The organism is Streptomyces sp. NPDC006476 (assembly GCF_040612015.1).
Lineage (GTDB): Bacteria > Actinomycetota > Actinomycetes > Streptomycetales > Streptomycetaceae > Streptomyces > Streptomyces griseorubiginosus_B.
This window is the reverse complement of record NZ_JBEXPK010000012.1, coordinates 154,898-169,357: the sequence shown is the minus strand read 5'-3', so window position 1 is coordinate 169,357 and position 14,460 is coordinate 154,898. Positions and strand designations below refer to the sequence as shown.

Annotated in this window: 16 protein-coding genes; 9 read left to right on the top strand and 7 right to left on the bottom strand. The window is 72.0% G+C overall.

All coding sequences use genetic code 11. The annotated features are described in order from the left end of the window. Positions 1-15: 15 nt before the first annotated feature. Positions 16-249 (top strand): amino acid permease, encoded by a 234-nt coding sequence (locus tag ABZZ74_RS16075; RefSeq protein WP_356765187.1) that lies wholly within the window; start codon positions 16-18, stop codon positions 247-249. Here ABZZ74_RS16075 and ABZZ74_RS16070 read toward each other — a convergent pair. Further along, positions 212-1,030, bottom strand: a complete 819-nt coding sequence (locus tag ABZZ74_RS16070; protein ID WP_356765185.1) for an alpha/beta hydrolase — start codon at positions 1,028-1,030, stop codon at positions 212-214. The genes ABZZ74_RS16075 and ABZZ74_RS16070 overlap by 38 nt on opposite strands. 73 nt (positions 1,031-1,103) lie before the next feature. On the opposite strand from ABZZ74_RS16070, the gene ABZZ74_RS16065 reads away from it, so the two are divergent. Continuing rightward, positions 1,104-1,577, top strand: coding sequence for a MarR family winged helix-turn-helix transcriptional regulator (locus ABZZ74_RS16065; protein ID WP_356765183.1), 474 nt, complete (start codon positions 1,104-1,106; stop codon positions 1,575-1,577). Between the two features lie 253 nt (positions 1,578-1,830). Continuing rightward, on the top strand, positions 1,831-1,971 hold the full coding sequence (locus ABZZ74_RS16060; protein WP_356765181.1) for a hypothetical protein: 141 nt from the start codon (positions 1,831-1,833) through the stop codon (positions 1,969-1,971). A gap of 35 nt (positions 1,972-2,006) precedes the next feature. Here ABZZ74_RS16060 and ABZZ74_RS16055 read toward each other — a convergent pair whose 3' ends face one another. Then, a complete protein-coding gene (locus tag ABZZ74_RS16055; RefSeq protein WP_356765179.1) occupies positions 2,007-3,158 on the bottom strand; it encodes a CapA family protein in 1,152 nt (383 codons plus the stop codon). 201 nt (positions 3,159-3,359) lie between these two features. Here ABZZ74_RS16055 and ABZZ74_RS16050 point away from each other — a divergent pair, with 201 nt between their 5' ends. From ABZZ74_RS16050 to ABZZ74_RS16040, 3 genes are all read left to right on the top strand, one after another. Then, positions 3,360-3,905, top strand: a complete 546-nt coding sequence (locus ABZZ74_RS16050; protein ID WP_356765285.1) for a sigma-70 family RNA polymerase sigma factor — start codon at positions 3,360-3,362, stop codon at positions 3,903-3,905. A 156-nt stretch (positions 3,906-4,061) separates the two neighbouring features. Further along, positions 4,062-4,577, top strand: a complete 516-nt coding sequence (locus ABZZ74_RS16045) for a hypothetical protein (protein ID WP_133046575.1) — start codon at positions 4,062-4,064, stop codon at positions 4,575-4,577. Positions 4,578-4,726: 149 nt separating this feature from the next. Then, positions 4,727-5,380 (top strand): zf-HC2 domain-containing protein, encoded by a 654-nt coding sequence (locus tag ABZZ74_RS16040; RefSeq protein WP_356765177.1) that lies wholly within the window; start codon positions 4,727-4,729, stop codon positions 5,378-5,380. A 3-nt stretch (positions 5,381-5,383) separates the two neighbouring features. On the opposite strand, the gene ABZZ74_RS16035 is transcribed toward ABZZ74_RS16040, so the two are convergent. Next, on the bottom strand, positions 5,384-6,277 hold the full coding sequence (locus ABZZ74_RS16035; protein ID WP_356765175.1) for a phosphotransferase: 894 nt from the start codon (positions 6,275-6,277) through the stop codon (positions 5,384-5,386). Between the two features lie 9 nt (positions 6,278-6,286). Further along, a complete protein-coding gene (locus ABZZ74_RS16030) occupies positions 6,287-6,814 on the bottom strand; it encodes a methyltransferase domain-containing protein (RefSeq protein WP_356765173.1) in 528 nt (175 codons plus the stop codon). Positions 6,815-6,982: 168 nt separating this feature from the next. On the opposite strand from ABZZ74_RS16030, the gene ABZZ74_RS16025 reads away from it, so the two are divergent. Together ABZZ74_RS16025 and ABZZ74_RS16020 are read left to right on the top strand one after the other, a co-directional pair. After that, on the top strand, positions 6,983-8,191 hold the full coding sequence (locus ABZZ74_RS16025) for a histidine kinase (protein WP_356765171.1): 1,209 nt from the start codon (positions 6,983-6,985) through the stop codon (positions 8,189-8,191). Beyond that, positions 8,188-8,859 (top strand): response regulator transcription factor, encoded by a 672-nt coding sequence (locus tag ABZZ74_RS16020; RefSeq protein WP_356765169.1) that lies wholly within the window; start codon positions 8,188-8,190, stop codon positions 8,857-8,859. The genes ABZZ74_RS16025 and ABZZ74_RS16020 overlap by 4 nt, the downstream gene beginning before the upstream one ends. 28 nt (positions 8,860-8,887) lie before the next feature. Here ABZZ74_RS16020 and ABZZ74_RS16015 read toward each other — a convergent pair whose 3' ends face one another. The 3 genes from ABZZ74_RS16015 to ABZZ74_RS16005 all read right to left on the bottom strand — a co-directional run bounded on the left by ABZZ74_RS16015 (position 8,888) and on the right by ABZZ74_RS16005 (position 12,952). Beyond that, on the bottom strand, positions 8,888-9,751 hold the full coding sequence (locus ABZZ74_RS16015; RefSeq protein WP_356765167.1) for a DNA-formamidopyrimidine glycosylase family protein: 864 nt from the start codon (positions 9,749-9,751) through the stop codon (positions 8,888-8,890). A 41-nt stretch (positions 9,752-9,792) separates the two neighbouring features. Further along, the gene (locus ABZZ74_RS16010) at positions 9,793-11,880 is read right to left on the bottom strand and encodes a SpoIIE family protein phosphatase (protein WP_356765165.1); all 2,088 of its coding nucleotides are present in this window, start codon (positions 11,878-11,880) and stop codon (positions 9,793-9,795) included. Positions 11,881-11,971: 91 nt separating this feature from the next. After that, on the bottom strand, positions 11,972-12,952 hold the full coding sequence (locus ABZZ74_RS16005) for a DUF6777 domain-containing protein (protein WP_356765163.1): 981 nt from the start codon (positions 12,950-12,952) through the stop codon (positions 11,972-11,974). A gap of 80 nt (positions 12,953-13,032) precedes the next feature. Between ABZZ74_RS16005 and ABZZ74_RS16000 the strand changes: the two genes are divergently transcribed. Next, on the top strand, positions 13,033-14,457 hold the full coding sequence (locus ABZZ74_RS16000; RefSeq protein ID WP_356765161.1) for a lipase maturation factor family protein: 1,425 nt from the start codon (positions 13,033-13,035) through the stop codon (positions 14,455-14,457). The last annotated feature ends 3 nt before the right edge of the window (positions 14,458-14,460 follow it).

Below are 14,460 nucleotides of genomic sequence, written 5' to 3'. Positions count from 1 at the left end.
ACTCCGGCCGGAACCGTGGCCAACGGTACGGATCGCGGTGCCGGACTGGCCGACGTGATCGCAGTGGGCGCGCTCATCGGCATCCTCACGGTGATGTTCACGTTCATGCTGGGCGTGACCCGGGTGTGGTTCAGCATGAGCCGCGACGGGCTGCCGCCCAAGTGGTTCGCGAAGACGCACCCGACGCGGCACGTGCCACAAGCGGTCGGCGTCAGAGGCCGTCGAGGAAGTCGAGGAGCAGACCGTTGAACTCCTCGGGCCGCTCCAGGTTCGGGAAGTGCGAGACGCCCTCGACCAGCACGGAGCGCCCGCTCAGGGCCGTACGGGCGAACCGTTCCGCCTCGGCGATCAGGTCGGGCGAGTCGAGCGCGCCGTTGACGGTGAGCACCGGGATGTCGATCGTCGGGACCCGGGGCCAGGTGTCGGCCATGGGAACGTGCCAGTTCGCCTCGCCGGGGGTGTGCTTCGCGATGGTGTGCAGGGCCATCTCGCGCAGGTGGTTCAGAAGGCGCGGGTCGATCTCGTCGGTCGTGCGGAACGGGCCGGCGACGGACCCGAGGAACACCTTCAGCCAGCCCTCGATGTCACCCGCGTCCAGGGCTTCGGCGGAGGCGGCGACAACCTTCCGCGTCGGTTCGTAGGTGTACTGGAAGTCGCTGACGGAGGCACCGCTGAGGACCACGCCCCGCACCAGCTCCGGGTACTCGATCGCGGTGTCGCCCGCGATGGCGCCGCCCATCGACACCCCGACCAGGGCGGCGGGGCCGGCGTCGAGGTGCTGGAGCAGTCCGGCGAGGTCGTCGGCCCAGCGGAAGGGCTCGCTCGCGTTGGCGGACCAGCCGTGCCCGCGGGTGTCCGGCGCGATGACCCGGTACCCCGCCTCGGCGAGGGCGGGGATCTGGTCGTCGAAGAGGCGGTGGTCGACGTAGCCGGAGTGCAGGAGGACCACGAGGTCTCCGGATCCGGTGTCGAGGTAGGAGAGATCGCCGTCGGCGGACGCGAAATAGCTCAGTTCGGAAGCAACCGTCATGACAACCAAGGTGTCATGTCTGCGAGACTTTGACAACCTGGTTGTCATGATGGCTCCGGTGCATGATGTCCGGGTGAACGACGACGACGCACCCCTCTCCCCCGACGAACTCGGCGACCGCGTCTCCGAGGTGTTCGACCTGATCGGCGCGCTCTACCGCCGCGGCCTGCGCAAGGTCGAGCAGGGCGAACAGGTCGAGGGCGTCTCGGTCGGCGTACGTTCCGTGCTCGTCCTGCTGCGCCGCTACGGGTCCATGACGGTGCCCCAGATGGGCCGGATCATGGCGCTGACCCGGCAGTTCGTGCAGCGCATGGTCAACGACGCGGTGGCCGAGGGATGGGTCGAGGTCACCCCCAACCCCGCCCACCAGCGGTCCTCGCTGATCCGGATCACCCAGGCGGGCGAGACGATGATCGACACCATCCTCGAACGCGAGCACGCCCTGAACCGGCAGGTCGGCGGCGATCTCACCGAGGCGGAACTCCGGGCCTGTGTGCGGGTGCTGAAGGAGATGCTGAAGACCTTCGACCACGTGGACGTCGAGTGACCCCACGGACCGTGTGCGCCAGGTCACACGACTGCGGGCGTCAACGGCGGAACAACCCGAGCCGCGCGGCCGTTCATGTCTACGTGGCTGCGGAGGGGACAGTGTCCCCGGGCCTCACCTACAGCCCATGGGGACGATCGTCCGGCTGAAGCCCCATGGAGCACCCCGCCGAGAGGCGACCGCCCTCCGCAATCCACCACCCACGGCCCCGGCTGGCCTCCCCCGTCCAGCCGGGGCTCCTTCATGTCCCGCGATGACGGACACTGATACCGCGTCACCGCACGTCATGGCGGCCGGCACAGGCTCCGTGCACAGAAGCCCCGTCTACGCCGGCGTGCTGCCCGTGGAGACCGACCCGGAGACGTTCACGGCGCAGGCCGACGTCCGGTCATGACGGCGCGATGACCGCCCGCGGCTCCGCCGCGTCCGTCACTTCCCCATCACCAGCCCGTCCTTGGCCGCGCCCCGGCTCAGCACGACGTCGCGGATGCGGTCGCGCACCGCCATCACGTCGGCGCCCTGTTCCAGGGCCCGGTTGAGGTCGACCACCCGGCCGGCGTCGATGTCGAACATCTGCGGGACGAACTCGGCCCGGGTCACCTGCCAGCGGCCGCCCGGCCGGGTCGGCGGGACGAAGGTGAAGCGGCCGACGGTGGACTGGTTGCCGCGCGGGTCCTGTTGGCCGTCGTTGTCGTACATCTCGCCCGCGATCTGGTCGCCCAGGCCGTAGACGACCCAGGTGCCGTTGACCTTCTCGTACGCCTGCGGGACATGGGCGTGGGTGCCGAGGACGAGGTCGATATCGGGCCGGTCGCCCGTGCGGGCGGCGGTGAGCCGCCTGGCCAGGGCGAGTTGCTGCGCGTCGGGCGTGTCCTGCCACTCGGTGCCCCAGTGCAGGGAGACGACGACCACGTCGGCGCCGGCCCGCCGGGCGGCCCGGGCGTCGGCGACGACCTGGTTCTCGTCGAGGAGGCCGACGGCCCACGGCTCGCCCGGCGGCAGGGGGAAGCCGTGGGTGTCGTAGGTATAGGCGAGGTGCGCCACCTTCGCCGGGCCCGCGCGCAACAGCGTGACCTTGCGCGCCTCGGCCTCGGTCCGGGCCGAGCCCGCGTGCCGTACCCCCGCCGCCTCGAGGACGTCGAGGGTGCGGTGGACGCCCTGGGCGCCGTCGTCGAGGGTGTGGTCGGAGGCGGTGGAGCAGCCGTCGTAGCCGGTGGCGGCAAGGGCCTGGGCCAGCTCGGGCGGGGCCTTGAAGGTGGGGTGGCCGGCGTAGTCGCCGTTCGCGCCGAAGACGGTGTCCAGGTGACACAGCGCCACATCGGCGCGGGAGACCATGTCCCCGTCCCCGGCGAGCATCGGATGGAAGTCGTACGCGCGGCCACCGCCGTCGAAGCGGGCGCGGTCGATGATCGAGCCGTGCGGCAGGATGTCGCCGGAGGCGACGAGCGTGAAGCTGCGGGCGGCCGGCGGGGCAGGGTGTCCGGCGTGGACCGCCGCTCGGTGGTGCTGGGCCTGGCAGGCGGCGCCCCCGGCGAGGACGGCCGTGAGGGCCAGGGCAACCTGTCGTCTGCGTGCAATCATCAGTTCACCCCAGAGTGGTCATATTTACCGACAAACGGTACGAAGGTGACCAACCCTGCAGCCGGTTCCGGCACGCCGATTAACCCGTCCGGCGCTCGCCGGGGACCGTTCGTCGAACCGTTCGCCGACGCGATCGACCGTCCGCCGCAGATCCCCGTGCGGACCCTGTCCGACATCGGCACCCTGCGATGCCATACGGCCATGACGGCCGGAACCACCCTCACGAACGGGACGACCGCCGAGCACGAGCTCGCCGCAGTGCAGCGGGAGCACGGCCGGCCGCTCTTCGCCTTCCTCCTCCGGCTGTGTGACGGCGACCGGCAGCGCGCCGAGGACCTGGTGCAGGAGACCCTGGTCCGCGCCTGGCAGCACCCCGAGGCCCTGCGCGCCGACGACTTCGAGTCCGTACGGCCCTGGCTGCTGACCGTCGGACGGCGGCTCGCCATCGACGCGCGGCGGGCGCGGCAGGCGCGTCCGGCCGAGGTCGGGGACGCGGTCCTGGAGAACGCGCGCGTCATCGGCGACCACGCCGAGCGGGCCGCCGCGACCCTCGACGTACGCGAGGCTGTGAAGACACTCACTCCGGAGCACCGTGAAGTCCTGGTGCTCGTGTACTTCCAGGGTGCGAGTGTGGCGGAGGCCGCCGAGGCCCTCGGGATTCCGCCCGGTACCGTGAAGTCCCGCGCGTACTACGCGCTGCGCGCCCTGCGCCGGGTGCTTCCCGGATACGCGGCCGACCTGCGGTGAAACCAACGGCTCAGTCAAACCTCCGTAAAGCGCCTTGCTGAGGACCCCGGTTGAGTAATCGGCTGTCCTCATCCGTGTTCCGGACTGGGGGGCTCGGGGTCCGGATCCGGGCCCGGAGCCGGGCGACGCGCACGCACCGGAGGAAGGCAGGAAGGGATGCTGCACAGAGGTCAAGAGAGCACGGACGGCGCCGGAGACGGTGAACTGGTCGTCCCGATGGCCTGGTTGTACGCCGAGTACATCGCCGACGAGCTGCTCAGGACGGGCGATCTGATGCCGCCGACGTCCATGGAGTTCCGGGCCGGGCGTGACGCGCTGGCGCTGACCATCTTCCTCTCGGACACGGACGGCGAACTCTCCGGCATCCGGGTGGTCTCCCAGCTGGAGACCTGGCTGTCGCTGACCGCGTACGACCAGCCGTGGCAGGACTGGGTGGGCGAACGCATGGCCGACCTGTACGCCGAAGCGGTCGAGTCCGGCGCCCCGGCGCCCGACCTGGATCTGGCCGAGGCGGCCTGGCGCTGGCTGGAGGAGACCGAGTTGCTCGCGCCGGACCTGAACGCGGTGCCCGGCGGTGCCGGGGTGGTCGGTGAGGACGAGGGACCGAAGGTGTGGACGAAGGCCTGGCAGCTCGGTCTGCCGCTCGGCCATCTCGCCATCCATCTTTTTTAGATTCGTTCCGATCCGGACCAATCCGGGGGCCAGGCCGCTACGAATCCCTTGGTTGCGATTCTCCGTGTGCCTTGAGTGAATCGGCGGTCTGGTGCGTACCTGGGAGCAAGGAGTCACCCCACCCGCACCCAACGGCACGAGGATTCGGCATGAGGTCCCAGGAAACGCACCGCGACGTCGCCGCGTACGCGCTCGGCGTGCTGGACGAGGCGGACGCCTTCCGCTTCGAGGACCACCTCATGGAGTGCGCGCGCTGCGCCGCACACGTGACCGAATTCGGGCCTGTCGCCCGGCAGATGATGCTGTATCGCCGGGCGACACCGCGGTTCGTGAGCCCGATGACCCGGCCCGGCCCCCAGTTGCTCGACCGGCTGATGGGCGCGGTGGCGGCCCGCCACAAGGCGACGCGGCGGCGGTTCCTGTACGGCCTGGCCGCCTCGGTGGCCGTCGCCGCGGCCGGGCCCGGCATCGCGATGATGGCCAAGGGCGGCGACGACGGAGTGATGCGGGTCACCGCGACCGACGCGAAGTCGGGGGTGTGGGCCCGGGTGACGACGGCCGACGACTACTCGGGCAGCGACGTCAAGCTCGAGATCAAGGACGGCGCGGGCCCGCGCTCCTGTCGGCTGATCGCCGTCGGCCGGGACGGCTCCGAGCAGATCCTCACCAGCTGGACCGTCCCCAGCCACGACGCCCGCCCGATCACCATGCGGGGCACGTCCTCGATGCACATGGGTGAAATCGCCCGGTACGACGTGCGCACGGCCCAGGGCGAACACCTGGTGACGCTGCAGCCGCACTGACGGCTAGCTCTCGCGCACCAGCGCCCGTCCGAGGGCCGCCCGGCCCGCCGGCCCCCAGGTCCGCTGCCCTCCCGGCAGCCCCCGTTGCCAGGCCTGCCCGATGCCGATGAGGGCGAGGGCCCGCAGGACCGCCCAGCCGCGGGCGCGTCGGATCGTCGCCTCGTCCGAGCCCCCGTAGGCCTCGAAGAACGCGGCCGAGGCGCCGGTCGGCAGCAGGACCCAGGCAGCCGCGAGGTCCGTCGCCGGATCCCCCGCGCAGAGGTCGCCGAAGTCGATCACACCGGTGAGCGTGCCGTCGCCGACGACCACGTTCGCGGGATGGAGGTCGGCGTGCAGCCAGCGGGCCGGGCCGGTATGAGCCGGCGCGGAGACCGCCGCCTCCCACACGTCGCGTACGGCGGCGACGGGGACGCGGGCGGCCACCGGTTCCAGCATCCGCTCGAACTGGTCCCTCAGGTCCCGTAGCGGAACACCGCGGTCCGCGCTGCGCGGCGCGTCCGCGGGGGCCGGCAGATGCAGGGCCCGCAAAAATCCCGCCAGCGCATTCGCGGCCGGGCGGGCGCGGCTGAGCGGGGCGCGGTCGGCGGGCTCTCCGGGGACCCAGCGCGCGACGGTCCAGGAGCGCGGGAAGCGCGGCGAGGGTTCGCCGAGCCGCACCGGCGTCGGTACCGGCAACGGCAGCCGGCCGGCCAGCAGGGGCAGCCACCGGTGCTCCTTGCGCAACAGCGACGGTGCCCGCTCCGTGCGCGGCAGCCGTACCGCCAACTCCTCCCCCAGCCGCCACAGTTGGTTGTCCCAGCCGGCCGGTACCCGGCGCAGACCGAGCCGCGCGAGGTCCGGGTGCTGTTCGCGAAGGAGCGAGCGGACCAGGTCCTCGTCGATGGCGGCGCCGTTCACACGGTGACTCTACAAACCGCGCGCCCGGTAGACGAAGGCGGGGGGAACGTTCGGCCAGACGGTGGAGGTGCGCTCGACGGTCGGGAAGCGGTCGCGCAGGGCGGCGGCGAGGGCGCGGCCGGGCGGGGTCCAGGCCGCGTGGGTGTACGCGAACGTGGTGAAACGGCCGCCCTGGGCGAGCGATTTCGCCACTGCGTCCAGGGTGTGCTCCCGCGTCCGCGCCGGCATGACGGTCCACGGCAGCCCCGACACCACCGCGTCCACGGGGCCGTCCGCGAACTCCGCCAGGTCGGCCGCCGCGCCGTGCACGACGCTGAGCCGCCCGTCGCGGTGCGTGGCCGCGAGACGGTCCGCGAGGTCAGCGTTGAGCTCTATGGCGACCAGCCGGGCCGCAGGCGTTATCCGGCGCAGCACGGCCTCGGTGAACACGCCCGTACCGGGGCCGAGTTCGACGACGAGCCGGGCCTTCTCCAGACCGATGTCACGGGTCATGGCCGCGGCCAGCCGCCGTGAGCTGGCGGCTACCGCACCGGTCATGAGAGGGCGCCTGAGGAACTGAGTGGTGATCGACACGGCGGCCATGCTCGGCAGCCGCGATGTGGCCCCGCGTCGTACGCCGGGACCGCCCGCCTAGTCCTGCGGTACGACCCGGATGCAGCCTGCGGGACGACGCGCGCGGAGCCCGGCCCGGCCTAACGTGGGCCGGTGTTTCGACTGATCGACGGCCTGTCGCGCCGGCTGCGGCGCCATCCCCGGCTGACGGACGCGCTGGTGATGGCGCTGGTGGGGCTGCCTCCGCTGGTCCGGGAGCAGGACGGCTGGCGCCCGGTGTGGGTGCAGATCGTGGTGAGCGCGGCGCTGGTGCTGCCGCTGTGGTGGCGCCGCCGCGCGCCCGTCGCGGTGGCCGTTGCCGTCACCGCCGCTTTCTGGACGCAGTACCTGGCTGCGGTCTGGGGGCGGGAGCCGGGACCCGGGGTGCTCGCCGTGGCCGCCGTTCTGTACGTGCTGGCGGTGCGGGGACTGCGCCGCGCCGCGGTGGCGACGGCGGTGTGCGTCGCCGCGTGCGTGCTGCTGTGGACGCCGCAGTGGCTCGCCTCCACCGGCCCGGCCGAGGCCGGCCCCAACCCGTGGGTGACACCGGTGACGGTGTCGCTGTGGCCGGCGGGGGCGTGGATGTGGGGTGCGTACGTACGGCAGCGCCGGGCGTTCCTCGCCGAGTCCGCGCGCCGCGTGGTGGCCGAGGAACGGGCCCGGATGGCCCGCGAGATCCACGACGTGCTGGCACACAGCGTCAGCGTGATGGTGCTCAACGCCGAGGGCGGCAGACTGGCCCGGCGCGCCGATCCCGAGGCGGTGGACCGCACGCTGCGCACCATCAGCGCGACCGGCCGGGACGCCCTCACCGAACTGCGCCGGCTGCTGGGCATGCTGCGGGAGCCGGAGGAAGAGGACAGGACTGAATCGGATATCGCATCGCATACATCCTCATACCGACAGATATCTCCCGCCCCGCGTGCGGACCTCGGCGATCTGCGGACCTTGGTCGACCGCTTTCCGGGTGACGCCGATCTCGACCTGTGCGGGGATCCGCGGGAGCTGCCGCCCGGGCTCACCGCGCAGGCGTACCGGATCGTGCAGGAGTCGCTGACCAACGTCGCCAAGCACGCCTCGCCGGACGCCACGGCCCGCGTCCGGGTCGACGTCGGCACCCCGGGCCCGGGCCGCCGTGTCCGTATCCGCGTCGACAACTCCGCGGGCAGCACCCCCACCCGGGTGCCCGCCCTGCCGTCGGCCGGCCGTGGACTGGCCGGCATGCGGGAACGGGCCGCGCTGTACGGCGGCACGGTCGACGCCGGTCGGACGGACGACGGCGGCTACCGCGTGGACGCGACCCTGTGGCCGGTGTCCCCGTGAGCGGCGCCCGTCCCCCGTACCGCGTCCTGCTCTGCGACGACCAGGAGCTGATCCGCATGGGGCTGCGGATGGTGATCGACAGCCAGCCCGACCTGAGCGTCGTCGGCGAGGCCGCGGACGGGGACACGGCGGTGGCCCGCAGCGCCGAGCTGGAGCCGGACCTGGTCCTGATGGACGTACGGATGCCGGGCGTCGACGGGCTGGCGGCGACCCGGCGCATCCTCGCGCAACCCGCCGCCCCGAAGATCCTCGTCGTGACGACCTTCGACGTCGACGAGTACGCCTACGGTGCCCTGCGGGCGGGCGCGAGCGGCTTCCTGGTCAAGGACGCGGTTGGCGAGGAGATCCTGGTGACCGTCCGGGCGGTGCTGCGGGGCGAGGTGATGATGGCGCCGTCGGTGGTGCGCCGGCTCGTGGAACGCTTCGTGCTGCCCGCGGCCCCGCCCGAGCAGAAGGGCCGCCTGGAGCGGCTGACCGAGCGCGAGCGGGACGTCCTGGCGCTGGTGGCGCGGGGGCTGAGCAACGGGGAGATAGCCGCGCGGCTCCACCTGGGCGAGACCACGGTCAAGACCCATCTGGGCCGTGTGCTGGGCAAGTTGGAGCTGCGCGACCGGGTGCAGGCCGTGGTGTTCGCCTATGAGAGCGGGCTGGTGCGGGTGGGGGCATGACGTCCGCTGCTTCGGCCGTGATGTTCCGCTACTTCAGCAGCCGTGACATCCTGCGGTCCGCGAGCGGTTTCCCCCCGGTCTGGCAGGTGGGGCAGTACTGGAGGGAGGAGTCGCTGAAGGAGACCTCGCGGATGGTGTCGCCGCACACCGGGCAGGGTTCGCTGGTGCGGCCGTGCACCCGCAGGCCGCTCTTCTTCTCGGCCTTCAGCCGGCCGGCCGCGACGCCGCGCGAGCGCTCCACCGCCTCGGTCAGAGTGGTGCGCAGGGCCTCGTACAGGCGGGTGGTCTCCTCGGGTGTGAGGCTCGAGGCGAGTTTGAACGGCGACATCTTCGCCGCGTGCAGGATCTCGTCGCTGTAGGCGTTGCCCACCCCGGCGATCAGGCTCTGGTCGCGCAGGGCGCCCTTGAGCCGGCGTCTCTCGTCCTTCAGCAGCCCGGCGAAGGTCTGCTCGTCGAAGTCGTCGGCGAGCGGGTCGGGGCCGAGGCGGGCGAGGCCCGGGACCTGCTGGGGATCCTGGACGACGTACACCGCGAGGCGTTTCTGGGTGCCGGCCTCCGTGAGGTCGAAGCCCTCGCCGGTCTCCAGGGCGACGCGCAGGGCCAGGGGGCCCTTGCCGGGGCGGGGCGGGCCGTCGGGCAGCCTGTCCTTCCACTGCAGCCAGCCCGCGCGGGCCAGATGGGTGACGAGATGCGGGCCGCCGTCGGTGACGAGGTCGAGGAACTTGCCGTACCGGCGCACGGCGGTGACCTCGCGGCCCTCGACGGCGGTCGGCGGCGGGTCGTACGTCTTCAGGACACTGATCGCGACGGGCAGCACGCGCACGATCTCGTGCCCGACCAGGTGTTCGGTCAGGAAGTCCTTGAGTGCTTCCACCTCGGGGAGTTCCGGCATACGTCCAGAGTGCCACCCGGCACCGACAACGCCACGCGGGTTCAGTCCCGTCCCGGCACGACGAACTCGCACCACACGCACTTGCCGCCGCCGCGCGCCTCCACCCCCCACGCGTCCGTGAGCAGGTCGACCAGCATCAGCCCGCGCCCCGAGACCCCCGACTCGCCCGCCTCGCGGCGCCGCGGCAGGGCGCTGGAGGAGTCCTCCACCTCGACGCGCAGCCGCCGGTCGCCGCCGGTGAGGACCCTGAGGGTGACGATCGCCGCGCCCTCGGTGTGCATCAGCGCGTTGGTGACCAGTTCGTCGGCGACCAGTTCGACCTCGTCCGCGCGGTCCTCGGCGCCCCAGGCGCGGACCGCGGCCCTGATCATGTGCCGGGCCTGGGTGAGGGCCTCGGGGTCACCGGGTGCCACGTGCTGCTGGAGCCGGCCGCCGGACTGCTGGGTGTCCAGTCCGCGGCGGCGCAGCAGGAGCAGGGCCACGTCGTCGTCGCCCCCGCGGGCCTCGGCGATGTCGATGAGGCGGTCGGCGAGATCGCGGACGTCGTCGGGGCCGGTGGCGATCAGGGCGGTCAGGGTCCGCATGCCGTCGTCGAGGTCGGCGCCGGGCCGTTCGACCAGTCCGTCGGTGCACAGCACGAGGGTGTTTCCGGGATCGAGTTCGAGGGTGCCGACGGGGTATTCGAGGCTGCGGAACTCGGCGGACAGGCCGAGCGGCAGCCCGCCTTCGACGGGGATGCGCCGGCAGACGCCGTCGGCCTCCCGGATCAGCGGGTCGATGTGCCCGGCCCGCACCACCTGTACCACGCCGGTCGACAGGTCGGCCTCGGCGTACAGACAGGTCGCGAAGCGGTCGGTGTCGAGTTCGTGCAGGAAGACGGAGGCGCGGGCCATGACGGTCGCCGGGGTGTGGCCCTCGGCGGCGTAGGCGCGCAGCACGATGCGCAGCTGGCCCATGACGGCCGCGGCGTGGGTGTCGTGGCCCTGGACGTCGCCGATGACCGCCCCGACCCGGCCGCCGGGCAGCGGGATCAGGTCGTACCAGTCGCCGCCGATGTCCCGGGCGAGGGAGCCCGCGGCGGTGCCGGCACGGTAGCGGACGGCGACGTCGGCGCCGCGCACGCTGGGGATGGTGCGCGGCAGCATGGCCTGCTGGAGACCGGAGGCGAGGTCCTTCTCCTGCTCGTAGAACATGGCCCGCTGCAGGCTCTGCGCGATGCTGCTGCCGAGGGCGACCAGCACGTTGCGTTCGTCGGGCGAGAAGCCGCGCCGGTCGCTGTAGAGCAGGCCCATGGCGCCGATCGGGCGGGCCTGGACGATCAGCGGCAGATAGGCCGCCGAGGTGATGTTCAGGTCGGTGATGTGCGGCCACAGGACGGGGAAGCCCTTGGCGAACTCCTCGGGCGACTCGATGAAGCGGGGGCTGAGGGTGCGCACGACCTCGCTCATCGGGTAGGGCTCGTCGATACCGGTGACGAGGGTGCCGGGTACGAAGCTGCCCTCGGGACCCTCGGCGATCAGCCGGATCCGGCCGGCCTCGACCAGGCCCATGACCAGGCTGGTCGCGCCGAGGTGGGTCAGTCCGTGGGTGTCCTTGAGGACGTCGATGACGTCCTGGACGGTGCGGGCGTGGGCGAGGGCGGCCGTGGTGAGCTGGACGACGTTGGTCTGCCGGCGCCGGGCCTCGTCCAGGGCTGCCTGCTCCTGCCGGGACGCGCTCTCGATCAGCTCCTGGGTGGCGTCCCGGACGATGCCGATGATCCGGCGCGGCCGGCCGGTCTCGTCGCGCCGGATGTAGCCCTGGGTGTGGGTCCAGCGCAGGCTGCCGTCGCGGCGGCGGATGCGGAAGTAGGCGCCGTAGTTCTCGCTGCCGTCCTTCATGGCCTGGGCGACCAGGGTGTCGAGGCGGTAGGCCTCGGACGACGGGACGCGGACGGCGAGGCTCGCGGGGTTGCCGTCGTACTCGTCGGGGCGCAGGTCGAAGACCTCGTGGGCCTGGGGGTCCATGTGGAACAGGCCGCTGTCCAGGTCCCAGTCGAAACTGCCCATCTGGTTGAGCGCCAGAATCGGGTCCGGATGGGCGGGCCAGTCGTCCGGGAGTGACAGGGCGCTCGCTCCCCGATCAACCATGGAGCCACCTTGCCAGGGTTTGGCTGATTCTTCGACCGGGAGGCACCGGATTGTTGCGTCGAGTGCCCGTCCCGCGGTCGCGGAGGACCGCTCAGCCGTCGAAGACGTCCGTGGGACTGTCGAAGACGGTGGTCGTCAGGCCGGGCGTCGGCGGCGGGGTGGCCGGCGCCGTCGGGACGTCGGCCGGCGCGGCCGCGGTGGCGTCGGGTTCGCCGGAGTCCGAGCCGGCGGGCGGTGTCGGCATCGTCGCCAGGGCCTCCCCGGCCGGTGGCGGGATGACGTGGTCGTGGTGCACGTCCTGGCTGATGGGGCGTTCGATCCAGGTGCCGTGGCCGACGTCGACGATCGTGAGGGTGGTGATCACCTGGGGTGCCGGGGTCACCACGATCACCTGGCCGGGCCGGAAGCCGGACCAGGAGCGGCCCTTGGTGCCGAAGCGGCCCCGTTCGGCGACGGCCGGCGCGAGAGGGTTGCCGCCGGCGCACCGCACGCGCGGTACGCCCCGGCCGTCGACGAGGACGGCGGTGCCGGCCTGGAGCACGGACTGGAAGTCCGTCGTCCGGCCGTGGCGGAAGCCGTGGTCGGTGACCCGGGTGTCGGCGCGCAGCACGACCGGCGCGAGGCCGCGCAGGAAGTCCGGGACGGACGCCTCGGTGACGCCCTCGGCCCGGGCGAAGGCGCGGGTTTTGGCCGGGTCGGAGGTCAGGTAGGCGATCTGCCGGTCCACATCGCAGCTGCCGACGCGCGCGGTCCCGGCGTACAGCCCGGGGGTGCCGCCCGAAAGGGCCCGCGCGCTCGGGGCGCCCACCGCCTGCACCGCACGGCCGACGGCGGACGAGGTGGGCGTCGCGGTGGCCGTGGACGGGGTGAACGGGTCCGGTCCCTGGTCCGCGGCCGGCAGCAGAAAGACCTCACCGATCGACTTGGTCTCCGCCCCGCCGCTGCCGGCGCAGCCGACGGCGATGACCGCCGCCGAGAGTGCGCAGGCGGTGGCGAGGGTTCCGGTGACTGTCCGCACCTCGTCCTCCAGCCTCAGAGCAGGTAATTCGTCACTATTGTCTGCTTCACTCACCTGGGTTACGCAAGCGGAGGATGGTTACACGGAGAGTGACATAGGGTTCGGCGCGACAATGAGGTGAGGAGTGCACGGCCGTGGACTGGTTCACCGCACCCGAGTACTGGATGAGCCGGCTGGTCTTCCAGCGGGCCCTGGCCGGCGTGTACCTGGTGGCGTTCCTGACGGCGGCCCTGCAGTTCCGCGCGCTGATGGGCGAGCGCGGCATGCTGCCGGTCCCCCGGTTCGTTCAGCGAGTGCGTTTCCGGCAGGCCCCCAGCGTCTTCCAACTCCACTACTCGGACCGCTTCTTCGCGGTCTGCGCGTGGACGGGCTGCGCGGTCTCGGCGGCCCTGCTCGCCGGGCTGGACTCGTACGTCCCGCTCTGGGCCGGGATGCTTCTGTGGCTGATCCCCTGGGCCCTGTATCTGTCGATCGTCAACGTCGGTCAGACCTGGTACGCGTTCGGCTGGGAGTCCCTGCTGCTGGAGGTGGGGTTCCTGGCGGTCTTCCTCGGCAACGACGAGGTGGCCCCGCCGGTCGTCGTCCTGTTCCTGCTGCGCTGGATCCTCTTCCGTGTCGAGTTCGGCGCAGGGCTGATCAAGATGCGCGGTGACGCGTGCTGGCGGAAGCTGACATGCCTGGACCACCACCACGAGACCCAGCCGATGCCGGGCCCGCTGAGCTGGTTCTTCCACCATCTGCCCAAGCCCGCGCACCGGGTGGAGGTGGCCGCGAACCATGTCACCCAACTCGCGGTGCCCATCCTGCTGTTCACACCCCAGCCGATCGCCACGGCCGCCGCGTCCCTGATGATCGTCACCCAGCTGTGGCTGGTCCTGTCGGGCAACTTCTCCTGGCTGAACTGGATCACCATCGTCCTGGCCGGCTCCGCGTTGCGGCTCCCCGAGGACGCGCCGTCCACCGTCCCGGCCACCCCGCTCTGGTACGAGGTCCTGGTGCTGGCCGTCTCCGTCCTCCTCGCGGGGCTGAGCTACCACCCCGTCCGCAACATGATCTCCCGCCGCCAGATCATGAACCGCTCCTTCGATCCGCTCCATCTGGTCAACACCTACGGGGCCTTCGGGAGTGTCAGCCGGATCCGGTACGAGGTGGTGATCGAGGGCACCGACGACGACGTCCCGAGGGAGGACTCGGACTGGCGGGAGTACGAGTTCAAGGGCAAGCCTGGCGATCCACAGCGCTGGCCCCGCCAGTTCGCGCCCTACCATCTGCGTCTGGACTGGCTGATGTGGTTCGCCGCGCTGTCGCCCGGGTACGCCGGCTCCTGGTTCGGCGCCCTGGTGGAACGGCTCCTGGAGAACGACCGCGACACCCTGCGTCTCCTGCGCCGCTCCCCGTTCCCTGCCGACGCCCCGCCCCGCTACATCCGCGCCCGCCTTTTCCGCTATCGCTACACGAGCTGGCGGGAGCTACGGGAGACGAGGGCGTGCTGGGAGCGGACCTACGTACGGGAGTATCTGCCGCCCACGCGGCTGTCGGGGGTGGCGCAGCGGTCGTAGCGG

Coding starts and splice junctions, on each gene's coding strand:
- ABZZ74_RS16010 (WP_356765165.1), bottom strand. CDS start 11,880: ATGGTTGATCGGGGAGCGAGCGCCCTGTCACTCCCGGACGACTGGCCC.
- ABZZ74_RS16060 (WP_356765181.1), top strand. CDS start 1,831: ATGACGGACACTGATACCGCGTCACCGCACGTCATGGCGGCCGGCACA.
- ABZZ74_RS16040 (WP_356765177.1), top strand. CDS start 4,727: ATGAGGTCCCAGGAAACGCACCGCGACGTCGCCGCGTACGCGCTCGGC.
- ABZZ74_RS16045 (WP_133046575.1), top strand. CDS start 4,062: ATGCTGCACAGAGGTCAAGAGAGCACGGACGGCGCCGGAGACGGTGAA.
- ABZZ74_RS16050 (WP_356765285.1), top strand. CDS start 3,360: ATGACGGCCGGAACCACCCTCACGAACGGGACGACCGCCGAGCACGAG.
- ABZZ74_RS16030 (WP_356765173.1), bottom strand. CDS start 6,814: ATGACCGGTGCGGTAGCCGCCAGCTCACGGCGGCTGGCCGCGGCCATG.
- ABZZ74_RS16015 (WP_356765167.1), bottom strand. CDS start 9,751: ATGCCGGAACTCCCCGAGGTGGAAGCACTCAAGGACTTCCTGACCGAA.
- ABZZ74_RS16055 (WP_356765179.1), bottom strand. CDS start 3,158: ATGATTGCACGCAGACGACAGGTTGCCCTGGCCCTCACGGCCGTCCTC.
- ABZZ74_RS16070 (WP_356765185.1), bottom strand. CDS start 1,030: ATGACGGTTGCTTCCGAACTGAGCTATTTCGCGTCCGCCGACGGCGAT.